Below are 14,733 nucleotides of genomic sequence, written 5' to 3' on the forward strand. Positions count from 1 at the left end.
TCCGTGCGTTTTACGCGGATTGCTCGTCCGCCCTTCGGACCAACGGCAGGGGCGTGGGGGTGGCGGACGCCTCGGTCAGCGGCTCCACGCTCGCCCGGAAGCCTTCCAGCGCGTCCAGTTCGCGGCGTCGTGCGCTGAGGAAACGCTGCAGGTGGGTGGTGGAGAGGTTGACCGCGTCGATGGCGGTGTCCGCGGCCCGGTTCGCCCGGCCAGCCTGCAGCCTGACCTGCTCGACGTCGTCGGCCAGCGCGCGTTCGGTGACCGCGAACATGGCCGACGAGGCGATCACCGCGAACCCGGTCGGGCCGCACAGGAAGACGCGGCGGTCGAGCAGCCAGCGCAGCAGTTCGGGATCGGTGTCCAGGGCGGCCACGACGGCGCCGTCGTTGGGGACGAACATGATCGTGCCGTAGATCGCGTCCGCCCAGCGCTGGTAGCCCTTGCCGGCCAGTTCGGCGGCACGGGAGCGGATGTTGCGGACGTGCACTCGCAGCGCGTCCTGGCGTTCCTGCGGATTGTCTGTTTCGACCGCTTCGGCCCAGCAGGCCATGGACATCTTCGAGTCGACCGGGACCATCCGGCCGCCGCCGACGGCCAGCACCATGTCCGGCCGGACGGCGCCGCCGCCGGCCACGTCGGTCTGCAAGGTGTAGTGGAGGTTTTCCCTCAGGCCGAGGGCGCGCGCCGTTTCGACGAGCACCTGTTCACCGAGTTCGCCGCGTCCACTCACACTTGAGAACGCCACTTCGTAGCGCTGCAGGGCGACTTGCTGGGCGTCGTAGCGCGTGCGTTCGGCCTGGATGGCGTGGAGCGCCTCGTCGGTGCGGCGGACGCTGTCCTGGTAGAGGCGCCAGACGAACACCAGCGCCCCGGCGCTGACGAGGGCCAGGACGAGCGAGGCGGTGATGATCACTGCGTTCACGGCACCGATGATGCTCTCTCAAAGATGTTGAACTCGATCGGGTGACACGCCGGGAACCCTCCCGGAGTTTTGTCGGACCCCGTCTCTACGGTTGGTGCCATGCGGATCCTGCACACCTCCGACTGGCACGTGGGCCGTACGTTCCACGGCCGCGATCTGCTCGTGGAGCAGGAGTCGGTGCTGAGCGGCCTCGCTGACCTGGTGTCCTCGGAGAAGGTCGACGTGGTGGTCATCTCCGGCGACCTGTACGACCGGGCGGTGCCGTCGGCCGACGCGGTGTCGTTGTGCGCGCGGGTGCTGATGCGCATCCGGGCCGCCGGGGCGCGGATCGTCATCACGCCGGGCAACCACGACTCGGCGGCGCGGATCGGGGTGTTCGGCGACTTCGCGGCGGCCGGTGGGCTGCACCTGCGCACGTCGATCTCGTTGCTGGACAAGCCGGTCGAGCTGGAGGACGAGCACGGGCCCGTTGCGGTGTACGGGATTCCGTTCCTGGAGCCGGAGCCCGCGCGGCACGTGCTCGGGATTGCGGACAAGGGGCACGCTCCCGTGCTGTCCGAGGCGATGCGCCGGATTCGCGCTGATCTGGCCGGTCGTGAGGCCCGGTCGGTGGTCTTGGCGCACGCGTTCGTCACCGGCGGGGCGCCGTCGGAGTCCGAGCGCACCATCGCGGTGGGCGGCGTGCAGGACGTGTCGATGCAGGTGTTCTCCGGCGTCGACTACGTGGCTCTCGGGCATCTGCACGGGCCGCAGACGCTCGCGGACAACCTGCGGTACTCGGGCAGTCCGCTCGCGTACTCGTTCTCCGAGGCGCGGCACCGCAAGTCGGTGTGGCTGGTCGAGCTGGACGCCGGTGGGCTGGTCGGAGTCGAGCGCCGCGACCTGCCGGTGCCGCGTGCGCTGGCCACGGTGACCGGGACGCTCGCCGAGGTGCTCGAGGATCCGGCGCACACGCCGCTGGAGGATCACTTCCTGTCGGTGGTGCTGACGGACCAGGTGCGGCCGATGGACGCGTTGCGGCAGCTGCAGAAGCGGTTCGAGCACGCGGTGCACGTGGAGTGGCGGCCGGAGCAGGGCCTGCAGCACACCATGACCTACGCGGACCGGGTGCGCGGCCGGACCGATGAGGAAGTGGCCTGCTGCTTCGTCTCGGACGCGCGGGGCTCGGAGCCTTCCACCGCGGAGATGGCGTTGCTGCGCGAGGCGTTCGCATCGGTGGCGAGGGAGCAGGAGCAATGAGACTGCACCGCCTGGAGCTGACGGCGTTCGGGCCCTATCCGCGGCCGGAGGCCGTCGACTTCGACGAGCTGGGCGCGGACGGGTTGTTCCTGCTGCACGGGGACACGGGCGCGGGCAAGACGACGTTGCTCGACGCGGTGGCGTTCGCGTTGTTCGGCCGGGTGCCGGGCGCGCGTGGTGACGTGAAGAAGCTGCGCTGCGAGTACGCCGACCCCGAGGTGCCGACATCGGTGTCGCTGGAGCTCACGGTGCAGGCGCGGCGGTTCCGGATCGTGCGCTCGCCGGAGTTCGACCGCCCGAAGAAGCGCGGCGGCGGCTTCACCACGCAGCCCGCGAAGTGCTCGCTGACCTGGCTCGAGGGCTGGGACGGCGAGGGCATCACCCGCATCGACGACGTGGCGCGCGCCGTCGAGGACATGCTCGGCATGTCGTACGAGCAGTTCTTCCAGGTCGTGCTGCTGCCGCAGGGCGAGTTCGCCAAGTTCCTGCGCTCGGACACGGCCGAACGCGAGGTGCTGCTGGAGAAGCTCTTCGGCACCGAGCGGTTCCTCGACGTCGAGAAGTGGTTCCGGGACAAGAGGGTCGTGGCCGGCCGGGTGCTGGAGGACCGCCGTCAGGGCGCGTCCGAGCTGATGCACCGCGTCGCCGAGGCCGCCGGTGAGGAACCGCAGTTCGAGCCGGGCTGGCTCGAGTCGGTGCTGGAGCGGCTCTCGCTCGCGGTCGACGAGGCCGGTGCGCTGTCGGTGGAAACCGCCGGTGTGGCCGACGGCGCGGACGCGCTGCTTGCCCAGGCCCGCGTGCAGGCCGACCAGATCCGCCGCGTCCTCGAGGCGCGGGAGCTGCTGGTGCGGGTGGACGCCGCGGACTCGGCCTCCTGGCTCGCCGAACGGGACGCGGCGCGGCGCGCGGTCCCGGTCGTCCCGGCGCACGGCGAGATCGCGAAGCTCCAGCAGTCCTACGAGTTCGCACTGCGCGACGAGACCCGCGCCGCGGAAGCGTTGGCGCGCTTGGGATACACGGGTGAGGCGTTACGCGAGGACGCCGAGCGCCACCGCGAGGAGGCAGGCGGCCTGGGCGAGCTGGCGGCCGAGGCGGAACGGCAGCAGGCCGACGTGCGCCGGTTGTCGGTGCTCAAGAACTCCTCGTACCAGGTCGAGCGCCGGTTGCTGGCGCTGAACGCCGAGCTCGACGTGCTGCCGGAACGGCTGGCCCAGTGCCGCGTGCAACTGGACGCGGCCGTGGAGGCCTCCGCCCGGCTGGAAGGCATGAAGGCCCGCGCGGACGCGGCCGCGGCGCTGCCGGAGGCGACGCAGGGCCTGGAGCGCACGAAGAACGAGCTGCACCAGGCGATCGACGTCCACCAGAAGGCCAAGGACGTCTTCCAGCAGGTCCGCCAGCAGCGTCTCGAGAACATGGCCATCGAACTGGCCGCGGCGCTGAAGCGCGGCAAGCCGTGCGCGGTCTGCGGTTCGCCGAGCCACCCGGCTCCCGCCCAGCCGATGCTGGGCGGCGTGGACGCGACCGACGAGGAGGACGCGGCCCGCGAGGAGCAGTCCGCGCTGGATCGCCGCAACGAGGCCGAACGTGCCGCGCACGCCGCCGAACTGCGCATCCAGGCCTGCTGGGAGGTCCTGGGCTCCGACGAGCCCGCCGCCGTCCTGGCCGAGTACCGCGCGGCCGCCGAGCTGGCCCGCACCCGGTCGCAGCGCCAGACCGAGTTCGTCGGCCTGGAGGCCAAGGCCCGTGACCTGGGCAACGAGAAGGCCAAGGTCGAACAGGACCTGGTCGGCCTGCACACCGAACACACCTCCCTGGTGACGATCGTGGAGGAACGCGGCGCCCGTCTGGACAAGGCCCGCGGCGACCACGAGGACGTGCTGACCCGTCGCGACCACCTGCTCCGCCTGGCCAAGGCGCTGGTGGAACTGGCCGATCGCCGCGCGGCCCGTGACGCTGCGCTGGCCCGCGTCGAGGAGCAGCAGGCCCAGGTGGCCGCGCTCGCCGCCGAGGCAGGTTTCCCCGACGTGGCCGCCGCACTGGCCGCCGCCCGCCCGGCCATCAAGCTCCAGGCCCTCGACGAGCGCATCGCCGCCTGGGAACGCGCCCGCGCCTCGGCGCAGTCGACCCTGGAGGAGCTGGCCGAGGTCGATCCGTCCAGCGCGGTCGACCTGGCCGAGGTCACCACCGCCGCGTCGTCCGCCCGCACGGCCGCCTCGGAGGCCGCCACCCGCCTGGCCAGAGCCCGCGCGGCGCTGGAACGCGTCAGCGAGCTCGCCGCCCGCCTGCGCGCCGAGTGGAAGTCGCTGGAGCCTCTCGAAGCCTCCTACGCCGAACTGGACGCGCTGACCGACGTGATCAACGGCCGTGGCCAGAACTCGAAGAAGATGACCCTGCGCTCGTACATCCTGGCCGCGCGGCTGGAGGAGGTCGCCGTCGCGGCGTCCGCCCGCCTGCACCGGATGAGCCAGGGGCGCTACAGCTTCGTGCACTCGGACTCGGCCGGCGCGCGCGGCACCCGCGGCGGTCTGCACCTCGACGTGCTGGACGACTACTCGGGCCGGTCCCGTCCCGCCAAGACCCTGTCGGGCGGGGAGTCGTTCCTGGCCTCGTTGTCGCTGGCGCTCGGACTGGCCGACGTCGTGGCGAACGAGACCGGCGGGGCGTTGCTGGACACGCTGTTCGTGGACGAGGGGTTCGGCACGCTCGACTCGGACACGCTGGACATCGTCATGAACACCCTCGACGAACTCCGCGCAGGTGGGCGGGTCGTGGGTCTGGTGTCACACGTGGAGGAACTGCGCCAGCGGATCCCCACCCGGTTGCGGGTGCGCAAGGCGCGCACCGGTTCGACGCTGGAGATGTCGCTGGGCTGAGCCGGGTGATCTAACCTCGGCGCGTGCTGTCCCACCTGGAGATCACCGCGCGAGTCACCGTCACCCCGGCGGCCCATTTCGTGTGGTCGAACCGGCTGGAGCTAGCTCACGACTGCCTGGTCTGCCTCCGCGTCGGCCGCTTCGTGCAACTGCAGCACGGCCAGCCGTACGGCCTCTGCACCGGCAACGAGCACCCCGCCCCGATCCGGGTCAGCGGGTTCGACGCGTCCGACCACGGCGCGGATCGGCTGCTGCGCTGCCGCGTCACGTCGTGGTGGGCGCCGTTCGCCGACCAGATGGAGCCCGGGGTCCAGGCCTCGGAGCTCACGGCCGAACCGTGGGTCGGGCTGAACTACCGCGTCGGCTGCCACAGCTGCCGTGACGCCGGGGTCGACGACTGGCTGGGGCAGGAAGGCTCGCTGCACTCCGACCTGACGTGGCCGGTCACCAGCTCGTGCCCGAGATGTCAGACCGAGCTGGTGACCATCGCCGAACCGCCGCAGATCAACCTGGTCTAACCCTCGTGGGCCAGCAGCCAGCGCTTCACGTCCAGGCCCCAGCGGAAGCCGCCGAGGTTGCCGCCGATCCGGATCACGCGGTGGCACGGCACGAACAGCGCGACCGAGTTCCGCGCACAGGCTGACGCTGCCGCGCGCACCGCCGCCGGACGGCCGGACAGCTCCGCGTACTCCGTGTACGTCACCGGCTCGCCGGCGCGGACGGTGCGCAGGACGTCCCAGGCGTGCTGCATGAATGGCCCGGACTTCTGGCGGACCTCGATCGAGTCGATCGAGGTGAGGTCGCCCTCGTGGTAGGCGACCACGGCCTTGGTGACGTCGCCCAGATCCTTCTTCGAAGTGATCTCCGACGGCATCAGGGAGGCGTGGATCTGGGGCGTCAGCAGGGCGATGTCGGCGGTCCAGCCGCTGGCCAGCACCGCTCCGTCCGGCGCGACGATCGCGGTGAACGGCCCCGCCGGGGTGTCCACAGTGGACGTGTGCGCGACGCTCATGATGTTGCTGCCTTCCTCGTCAGGTGTGCTCCGGCGTAGGAGCGCCACGGCCGCCAGTCGGGGCCGTGGGAAGCCAGGTTTCGCATGCTCTTGGGCAGCACCAGCACGTCCGGTGCGCCCAGCACCCGCATCGCCACCTCGTCGGCGACCGAAGTGCCGACCAGGGGTGCGAGTTCTTCGGTCAGGTCCTCGATCGAGCGGCCCACGTCCACGACGAGTCTGCCGCTCGTCAGCGCCTCGGTGACGGGGTGGTCCCCCGCCGAGTAGAGGTGCGTCAGCGCGCCGTCCGGGACCTGCAGCGGCACGCCCGCGAACGGTGCGACGAGTCGCAGCACGGTCTCGGCGCCGTCGACGCTGCCCGCGACCCGGATGCCCGGGACCTCGGCCACCAGCGGCCCGATCACGGGATCGGCGCCGAGGAACGTATCCACGGCCACCGGGTCGGCGTCCAGGTCGAGGAGCCGGCGCACGCGCGAGACGGCCGCGCCCAGGTCACGCACGTCGGCCAGGCGCAGCGAGCACAGCACGTGGTCCGCCGGGAACGTCAGACGGACCGTCGCCTCGCCGTGCGGCAACGACAACGTCCGCGCGTACGAGTCGGGCGTCACCTCCTCGACGCCGGGCAACGCGTGAGCCCTGAAGTACGCCAACAGCCCGTGCGCGTCGAACGGTCGCCGGTACGGCAGCCGCAGCACGATCCGGCCGGGGGTGCCGACCGGTGCCTTGCCGCGGCCGCGCATGTCGGAGGGCGTCGAGGCGAACACCATGCGGATGGTGTCGTTGAACTGCCGCACCGACGCGAACCCCGCCGCGAAGGCGATGTCCGCGAACGACAGCTCGGTCGTCTCGATCAGCAACCGGGCGGCGTGCGCGCGGTGGGCGCGAGCCAGAGCCAGCGGCCCGGCGCCCAGCTCGGCGGTGAGGACGCGGGTGAGGTGGCGTTCCGAGTAGCCCAGGCGCGTGGCCAGGCCGGCGACGCCGTCGCGTTCCACCACGCCGTCGCCAATCAGGCGCATCGCCCGCCCGGCCAGGTCGGCGCGCAGGTCCCACTCCGGTGAGCCCGGCGTCGCGTCCGGCAGGCACCGGCGGCAGGCGCGGAAGCCCGCCGACTGCGCGGCGGCCGCCGTCAGGAAGAACCGGCTGTTGCGGCGCTTCGGGGTCACCGCGGGGCACGACGGTCGGCAGTAGATGCCGGTCGTGCGGACCGCGTGGATGAAGCAGCCGTCGAAGCGGGCGTCACGTGCGGCGCACACCCGATACGCGTGCTCTTCGTCAATGACCATGCCACCGATCCTGCCAGCGCGAACGCGCAATGGCTCGCGGGAATCGGACATGACCGTGGCCTGCCGTAGACTCGCTCCCCGTGAGTTTGACCCTCGGTATCGTCGGCCTGCCCAACGTCGGCAAGTCCACCCTGTTCAACGCGCTCACGCGCAACGACGTGCTCGCCGCGAACTACCCGTTCGCGACCATCGAGCCCAACGTCGGCGTCGTGCCGTTGCCGGACGCACGCCTGACCAAGCTCGCCGAGATCTTCGGCTCCGAGCGCGAGGTGCCCGCCGTCGTGTCGTTCGTCGACATCGCGGGCATCGTCAAGGGCGCGTCGGAGGGAGAGGGCCTCGGCAACAAGTTCCTCGCGAACATCCGCGAAGCGAACGCGATCTGCCAGGTCATCCGCGTCTTCGACGACCCGGACGTCGTGCACGTCGACGGCCGCGTCGACCCGTCGAGCGACATCGAGACGATCAACACCGAGCTGATCCTCGCCGACCTCCAGACCCTCGAGAAGGCCATCCCGAGGATCGAGAAGGAGGCGCGGATGCAGAAGGACCGCCGCGCCGTCCTGGAGAACGCCAACAAGGCCAAGGAGATCCTCGACTCCGGCCGCACGCTGTTCTCCGCTCAGTCCGAAGTGGACGGCGAGCTGCTGCGCGAGCTCTCCCTGCTCACCACCAAGCCGTTCCTCTACGTCTTCAACGCCGACGAGGGCGTGCTGACCGACGAGGCCCGCATGAAGGAACTGCGCGAGCTCGTCGCCCCGGCCGACGCGGTGTTCCTCGACGCGAAGGTCGAGTCCGAACTGCTGGAGCTCGACGAGGAGTCGGCCCGCGAGCTGCTGGAGTCGATCGGCCAGCACGAGCCGGGCCTGTACTCCCTGGCCCGCGCCGGTTTCCACACCCTCGGCCTGCAGACCTACCTCACCGCCGGCCCGAAGGAAGCGCGCGCCTGGACCATCCCGCAGGGCGCCACCGCCCCGCAGGCCGCCGGCGTGATCCACACCGACTTCGAGAAGGGCTTCATCAAGGCCGAGGTCGTGTCGTTCGACGACCTGGTCGCGGCTGGTTCGAAGCCGGATGCGAAGGCGGCGGGCAAGGTCCGCATGGAGGGCAAGGACTACATCATGGTCGACGGTGACGTGGTGGAGTTCAGGTTCAACGTCTGATCAGGACCGTGTGAAAGGCCTCTCCGGCAGACCGGAGGGGCCTTCGTTCGATGGTGATCTGAAGCGGAGTCGGCAGCTCGAGTTCGCCGCGAACTCCGCCCCCACGCTCCGGATCCGGTCCAGCGCGTCGGCCACCGACTCGCGGTCGTCGGCCGAGCTGTCCAGGTGGTCGTTCTGCTTACTCCTCGCACACCCTGAAGGCTGGCATCGCGCCGCGTCAGGCGTCGACCACCCGTCTCAGCCCGCGCCCCTAGACTCCGAGGTGTGAGAGTTGAGTACCGGGTGCTGGGCCCCCTGGAGGTACTGCTCGACGGCACTCCCGTCGCCGTTCCCGCTGGGCGTGGACGGGTGTTGCTCGCCATGTTGTTGTTGCGCGCCAACCGGTTCGTGTCGGTGGACGAGCTGGTGGAGCGCATCTGGGACGGCGAGCCGCCAGATCTGGACCGGGCGCACAAGACGCTGCAGATGGTGGTCGTGCGGGTGCGGCAGGCGCTCGGTGACGCCAACTGCGTGCGCACCGTGCGCGGCGGGTACCTGGCCGAGATCGAGCCGGAGCAGCTCGACCTCATGCGTTTCCGCACTCTGGTCGAGCGGCAGGAGTTCGGGCCCGCGCTGGCGTTGTGGCGCGGTCCGGCGCTGGGCGACGTCGTCTCGGAGTCGCTGCACCGCGACGAGGTGCCGATGCTTGTCGAAGAGCGACTTGCCGCGCTGGAGAACCGGATCGAGGCGGACCTCACGGCCGGGCGGTCGGTGGAACTGGTACCGGAGCTGCAGAACCTCACCCGCACGTATCCGCTGCGCGACCGTTTCTGGGCCCACCTGATGCTGGCGCTGTACCGGTCGGGCCAGCAGGCAGCTGCGCTTGCGGCGTATCGGCAGGTCAGCGAGTTGCTGGCGGATGAACTGGGGATCGATCCCGCGCCTGCGCTACGCGAGCTGCACGAGCAGATCCTGCGCGGAGAGCTCGCGCCGCCGAAGGACAGACCCGTCACGCCGCGGCAGCTTCCGCCGGATCTCGCCACGTTCGCCGGGCGTGAGAGTGACGTGGAACGGCTGGCCGCGAGCACCGCGAAGGTGCTGGTCATCACGGGTACAGGCGGGGTGGGCAAGACCTCCCTCGCCGTGCACTGGGCGCACCGGATCGCCGGCCGCTTCCCGGACGGACAGATCTTCGTGAACCTGCGCGGCCAGGACCCGCTGCGGGCGATGTCGCCGCAGGAGGCCCTGACGCTCGTTCTCAAGGGGCTGCGCGTCGACTCCGTCCCCGTGAGCGTGGACGAGCAGGTGGCGCTGTACCGCTCGCTGGTCGCCGACCGGAAGTTGTTGCTGGTGCTGGACAACGCGGCGAACGCCCAACAGGTGCGGCCGCTGCTGCCCGTGTCCGCCGAGGCGCTGGCGATCGTCACCAGCCGTGGTGACCTACGTGGACTGGCCCTGAACGACGCGGACCTCCTGCGGCTGCCGACATTGAGCGACGACGGTGGCACGCGACTGTTGGAACGCGTGCTCGGTGAGGACCGGGTGCGGGCAGAGGCGAGCGCCGCCGCCGCGCTGGTGCGACTGTGCGGCGGGCTGCCGCTGGCGTTGCGCATCGCGGCTGCGGACCTGCGCGCGCAGGACGCGACGACAATCGCGGACAAGGTCGTGCAACTGGACGACGACCGGCTCGGCGAGCTGGCGGTTCCGGGCGATCCGGCGGCCGCGGTCAGCATCGTCTTCGACGAGAGCTACTCCGCGCTGCCCGAAGACGTGCAGCTGGTGCTGCGGCGGCTGGGATCCTTGCCCGGCGCGGACTTCACCGCCGACGACGCTGCCGTGATCGCCGGACTGCCCGACGTCCGCCGCCACCTCGACCACCTCGTTAACGTGCATCTCGTCGAACAGCGCGGCACCCGCTTCGCCCTGCACGACCTGCTGCGGGTGTACACACGTGAACGTTGCTCAGGGCAGGAGATCGACGAGGCTCTCTCACGGCTCTACGACTTCTACCGCCGCATGACCGACGACGTGGCCGAGCTGCTGTTCCCGGACCAGCGGCGCTACCCGCTCCGCACCACAACAACCCAGCTGCCGACAGGGTGCTGACGATGACAGAAGAGGCGTTCGCGTGGATGACCGCCGAGTACCAGAACTTGGTCTCGGCGGTGGTGGTCGCAATCGAGCGACGTGAGTACTGGCCTGCCAACGAGATCGCCGCTGTCCTCAGCGCCTACTGCTACGAGATCCGCGATGACACGAACTGGTCGGTGTTGTGCGAGATCCGGCACCGCGCTGCCCACGAGTCCGGCGAGGACGTGTTGATCGCCAACGCGAACCTCTCCCACGCGCTCTACCGCTTCAGCCAGGCAGACTTCGTCCAGACGAAGGAGCTCACGGAGATAGCGCTCGACCTAGGCGTCCGGATGGGCGACCCGCGGGTTCAGTCGTCCGCGCACAGGATTCTGGCAGGGGTGACCCGCGAGGCCGGCGACACGGCCGCCTCCATGCATCACTTGAACCAGGCGCTCGCGATCGACGAGCAGGACGATGAACCGGAGGGCCAGGCTCTGGTCCTGCTCGCCATCGCTGTGCTGTCGTTCAACGTGCCCGACCTCCTCGCAACGGAGCAGTCGCTGCTCAGGGCGCTGGAGCTCACCGGCTCACCTGGCGTCCGCGGACACTTGCATGCCTCGTTGAACGGCGTCTACACCGAACTGGGCCGGTTCGCGGAGGTGATCGCGCACCAGAACGCATACGTCGCCCTGCAGGAGGAGCTCGGAAACCCCCGACCACTCACGGTCGGCACCGTCGCCGCCGCTCGGGCGAAGCTCGCGCTGCGAGAGGTCGACGAGGCGTTCGATCTCATCATCGACGTCCTCGACGAGGTGCGGCTGAGGTCCAGCTTCGAGGAGGAGCTCGACGCCTGGCACGCGTTGGCCGACCTGTTCGACGACTGCGATGCACAGGAAGACGCGTTGGCCGCCGCGCACCTACAGCTCAAGATCACCGACCGCGAGACGATGATCGACTATCGGATCGTTGCCCACTGGTCGGCCGCGCGGGCGTATCGCAAGCTCGGCGACTACGAGTTGGCGGCGCACCACCTGAACGAAATGCGCGCCCTCCTCGACAGCGACCACCTCCTGAACGCGGGAAGTGAGGTCAAGGAACGCGCGTTGCTGCACCTGGCGTTGGGCGAGAGGGAGGAGGCGCTGCGGTGCGCGGAGGAGTCCGTCGCCGTGCACCGCCGATACCACCAGCGCCACCTGGAAGGGCAGTCGCTCTACACACTCGCGGCCGTACGCCGTGCCATGGGTGACCACGAAGGTGCGGCGGCCGCGGAGGTTCTGGCCGCTGACGCCTACCGGGATTGCGGCGTGCCGATGCCCTGACGCCTTCTAGACTCAGCTGCTGTGATCGCCGAGTACAGGGTCCTGGGACCGCTGGAAGTGCTCCTCGACGGCAAGCCTGTCGCCGTTCCGGCCGGTCGTGGACGTGCCCTGCTCGTCACGTTGTTGTTGCACCCAAACGAGCTCATGTGCGTGGAGCAGCTGGTGGAACGGGTCTGGGACGGCGATCCGCCTGCCGCGGACCGAGGGCGCAAGGCGTTGCACATGGTCGTGACCCGGCTGCGGCAGGCGCTGGGCAACGCCAACTGCGTGCGCACGTCGTTGCGTGGCTACAGGGCCGAGGTCGAGCCCGCGCAACTGGACCTCCTGCGTTTCCGGGCGCTCACCGCACGGGGCGAGCACCGCGCAGCGTTGGAACTCCTGCGCGGGCCGGTGCTGGCCGACGTCGGGTCGGAGTCGCTGCACAACGAGGACGTACCGCGACTGGAGGAGGAGATCCTCCTCGCGCGGGAACGCCGGATCGACGACGACCTGACCCGTGCCACCGACGTGCTGGTGCCCGAACTGCGGTCACTGGTGCGTCGGCACCCGTTGCGCGAGACGTTCTGGGCTCAGCTGATGCTCGCCCTGCACCGGGCGGGCCAGCAGGCCGAGGCCCTCGCGGTCTACCCGGAGATCCGCAAGCGCCTCGCCGATGAGCTCGGCGTGGCTCCCGGCCAACGGTTGCGCGAGGCGCATGAGCAGGTGCTGCGCGGAGAGGTACCTGCCTCCTCGACCGCATCGGTGCCCCGGCAGCTGCCGCCTGTTCACCCGCACTTCACCGGGCGCGAGCACGAGCTGACGCGACTGACCGAGACGCTGACCAGCCGGCCGGGCGAGCCCGTGGTCATCTCCGCGATCAACGGCATCGGCGGCGTCGGCAAGACCGTTCTCGCCCTGCAGTGGGCGCACCAGATCACCGGCCGCTTCCCGGACGGCCAGCTGCACATCAACCTGCGCGGCTTCGACACCAGTGCCGAGCCGCTCGATCCCATCGCAGTGGCCCGCGAGTTCCTGCTGGCACTCGGCGTGCCGCCTGAGGAGGTTCCGGCGTCTGAAGACGCGGTGGTCGAGGTGTACCGGTCGGTGTTGGCGCGGCGTCGGGTGCTCGTGGTGCTCGACAACGCGCGTGACGCGGACCAGGTCCGGCCGCTGCTGCCCGGCGGTGCCGGCAACCTGGTGCTCGTCACCAGCCGCAACCACCTGGGTGAGCTCATCGCCCGCGAGGGCGCCTGGCCGGTGGCGCTGGATGTGCTGGACGTGCAGGCCGCGGTCGACCTGCTGACCGAACGGATCGGCGCGGCGCGAGTCGCCGCCGAGTCCGAGGCGGTGTCGCGGCTGGTCAAACGGTGTGCGGGACTGCCGCTGGCGCTCGGCATCGTGGCCGCCCGAGCGGCGTACGGGGACTCGCTCACGACGCTCGCGGACGAGCTGGAGCAGGAACGCCTCGGTGCGCTCGACATCGACGATCCGATGACCGGCATCCGTGCGGTTTTCTCGTGGTCGCTGCGAGCTGTCAGCGAGCAGGCGGTCAGGATGTTCGTGCTGCTCGGGCTGCATCCTGGTCCGGACTTCTCGACAGCGGCCGCGGCCAGTCTGGCGGCGTTGCCACCGGCCGAGGCCGGTCTGGTGCTCGACGAGCTGGTCACCTGCAGCCTTGCCAGTCCGGCGAGCACCGGGCGGTTCGTGCTGCACGACCTGCTCCGCGATTACGTTCAGGAGCGTGCCGCCGAGCTGCCTTCGGACCAACTCGTCTCCGCACGGCAGCGGATGTTCGACCACTACGTCCACACGACGTTTGCGGCTTGCGTATCGCTGGAAGGCGCCTTCCGCTGGTCAGAACTGCCACCGCCCGCAGAGTTCGTGGTGGTCGAGCCGTTCGCGGACACCGATGCAGGTCACGGCTGGTTCGAGCCGGAGTATCAGGTGTTGCTGGGCGTGTTCGACCAGCTCGAAGCCGCAGGTGCGGACGGCGTCCTTTGGACGTACGCCTACTCGTTTCACAACTACCTGATCCGCCGCTCACGACTCGACGAGCTCGAGGTCCTCGTGGTGCGCGGGCTGACCGCGGCGCGGCGCGAAGGCAGCGCCTTCGGGCAATCGCGTCTCAACCGAGGGCTGGCAGGCGTCTACATCGGGACACGTGACCTGACGAAGGCGGAGTGGCACATGCGTGAAGCACTCCGCTGGGACGAGCAGCTGGGTGACGAGGACGGAGTGTCGAACGTGTCGCGCGGGCTGGCGTATTTGTGCGAGCTACAGGGCAAGCACGCGGAAGGGGTGGAGGTCCTGCAGCGTGTCTACCCGATGGCCGTCAGCCTGGAGAACAAGTTCGAGAAGGCCTCGTACCTGGCCGCATACGGCAGAGCGCGCCACCTGGTGGGTGAGGACGAACGTGCGCTCGAGCTCTGCCTGGCCGCGCAGACGCTGTACGTGGAATTCAACGGTCTTAAGGGCGACATCTCCCGCAGCATGAACCAGGAGACGTTGGCCGACGTCTACGTGAAGCTCGGCAGGTACGCGGAAGCGATCGAGCACTGCCGGACGTCCGTGCGGATGCTGCGAGGCATCCGGCACACTTCCCAGCTCGCCGAGGTTCTCGTACAGCTGTCGAAGATCCAGATCGCGGCGGGAGATCCGGCCGCCGCCAGGGAGTTGCTCGACGAGGCGTTGGCCCATTGTGAGCAGATGGGGACAAGGGACGTGAACGCGCCGCGGGTGCGGGAACTGCTGAAGTCACTCGACGAGGCGTTGGCTCTTTGTGAGCAGATGGGGGCAGAGGACGTGAACGCACAGCGGGTGCGGGAACTGTTGAAGTTGCTCGACTAGGTTTGTACCGACCTCTGTGGGGTAGCCGTTAAGAGGATTCCCCACCT

At 69.9% G+C, this 14,733-nt stretch carries 10 protein-coding genes; 7 read left to right on the forward strand and 3 right to left on the reverse strand.

Features of this window, described 5'->3' with window-relative positions; genetic code table 11:
• Nucleotides 1-10: 10 nt before the first annotated feature.
• Nucleotides 11-922, reverse strand: a complete 912-nt coding sequence (locus ACIA8G_RS37095; RefSeq protein WP_396423430.1) for a DNA recombination protein RmuC — start codon at nt 920-922, stop codon at nt 11-13.
• 99 nt (nt 923-1,021) lie between these two features.
• On the opposite strand from ACIA8G_RS37095, the gene ACIA8G_RS37100 reads away from it, so the two are divergent.
• The 3 genes from ACIA8G_RS37100 to ACIA8G_RS37110 are packed head-to-tail and all read left to right on the forward strand — an operon-like array spanning nt 1,022 to nt 5,552.
• On the forward strand, nt 1,022-2,161 hold the full coding sequence (locus ACIA8G_RS37100; protein ID WP_396423431.1) for an exonuclease SbcCD subunit D: 1,140 nt from the start codon (nt 1,022-1,024) through the stop codon (nt 2,159-2,161).
• Entirely contained in the window at nt 2,158-5,034 is a 2,877-nt protein-coding gene (locus ACIA8G_RS37105) for an AAA family ATPase (protein ID WP_396423432.1), read from the forward strand. Before ACIA8G_RS37100 ends, ACIA8G_RS37105 begins: the two co-directional genes overlap by 4 nt.
• Before the next feature lie 23 nt (nt 5,035-5,057).
• Nucleotides 5,058-5,552, forward strand: coding sequence for a hypothetical protein (locus ACIA8G_RS37110; RefSeq protein WP_396423433.1), 495 nt, complete (start codon nt 5,058-5,060; stop codon nt 5,550-5,552).
• On the opposite strand, the gene ACIA8G_RS37115 is transcribed toward ACIA8G_RS37110, so the two are convergent.
• A complete protein-coding gene (locus tag ACIA8G_RS37115) occupies nt 5,549-6,046 on the reverse strand; it encodes a methylated-DNA--[protein]-cysteine S-methyltransferase (RefSeq protein ID WP_396423434.1) in 498 nt (165 codons plus the stop codon). The genes ACIA8G_RS37110 and ACIA8G_RS37115 overlap by 4 nt on opposite strands.
• Complete coding sequence (locus tag ACIA8G_RS37120) at nt 6,043-7,329, reverse strand: bifunctional transcriptional activator/DNA repair enzyme AdaA (protein WP_396423435.1); 1,287 nt, start codon at nt 7,327-7,329, stop codon at nt 6,043-6,045. Before ACIA8G_RS37120 ends, ACIA8G_RS37115 begins: the two co-directional genes overlap by 4 nt.
• Nucleotides 7,330-7,409: 80 nt before the next feature.
• On the opposite strand from ACIA8G_RS37120, the gene ychF reads away from it, so the two are divergent.
• The 4 genes from ychF (at nt 7,410) to ACIA8G_RS37140 (ending at nt 14,686) form a co-directional block, all read left to right on the forward strand.
• Entirely contained in the window at nt 7,410-8,489 is a 1,080-nt protein-coding gene (gene ychF, locus ACIA8G_RS37125; protein WP_396423436.1) for a redox-regulated ATPase YchF, read from the forward strand.
• Nucleotides 8,490-8,753: 264 nt separating this feature from the next.
• Nucleotides 8,754-10,574 (forward strand): BTAD domain-containing putative transcriptional regulator, encoded by a 1,821-nt coding sequence (locus tag ACIA8G_RS37130; protein WP_396423437.1) that lies wholly within the window; start codon nt 8,754-8,756, stop codon nt 10,572-10,574.
• A 2-nt stretch (nt 10,575-10,576) separates the two neighbouring features.
• Nucleotides 10,577-11,860, forward strand: a complete 1,284-nt coding sequence (locus tag ACIA8G_RS37135) for a hypothetical protein (RefSeq protein ID WP_396423438.1) — start codon at nt 10,577-10,579, stop codon at nt 11,858-11,860.
• Nucleotides 11,861-11,881: 21 nt separating this feature from the next.
• Nucleotides 11,882-14,686, forward strand: coding sequence for a BTAD domain-containing putative transcriptional regulator (locus ACIA8G_RS37140; protein WP_396423439.1), 2,805 nt, complete (start codon nt 11,882-11,884; stop codon nt 14,684-14,686).
• Nucleotides 14,687-14,733 lie beyond the last annotated feature (47 nt).

The sequence above is a fragment of the Lentzea sp. NPDC051213 genome, assembly GCF_044455585.1.
GTDB lineage: Bacteria > Actinomycetota > Actinomycetes > Mycobacteriales > Pseudonocardiaceae > Lentzea.

Bases quoted from the DNA above. Each gene is read 5' to 3' on its own strand.
- ACIA8G_RS37100 (WP_396423431.1), top strand. From the start codon at position 1,022: ATGCGGATCCTGCACACCTCCGACTGGCACGTGGGCCGTACGTTCCAC.
- ACIA8G_RS37120 (WP_396423435.1), bottom strand. From the start codon at position 7,329: ATGGTCATTGACGAAGAGCACGCGTATCGGGTGTGCGCCGCACGTGAC.
- ACIA8G_RS37115 (WP_396423434.1), bottom strand. From the start codon at position 6,046: ATGAGCGTCGCGCACACGTCCACTGTGGACACCCCGGCGGGGCCGTTC.
- ACIA8G_RS37135 (WP_396423438.1), top strand. From the start codon at position 10,577: ATGACAGAAGAGGCGTTCGCGTGGATGACCGCCGAGTACCAGAACTTG.
- ACIA8G_RS37105 (WP_396423432.1), top strand. From the start codon at position 2,158: ATGAGACTGCACCGCCTGGAGCTGACGGCGTTCGGGCCCTATCCGCGG.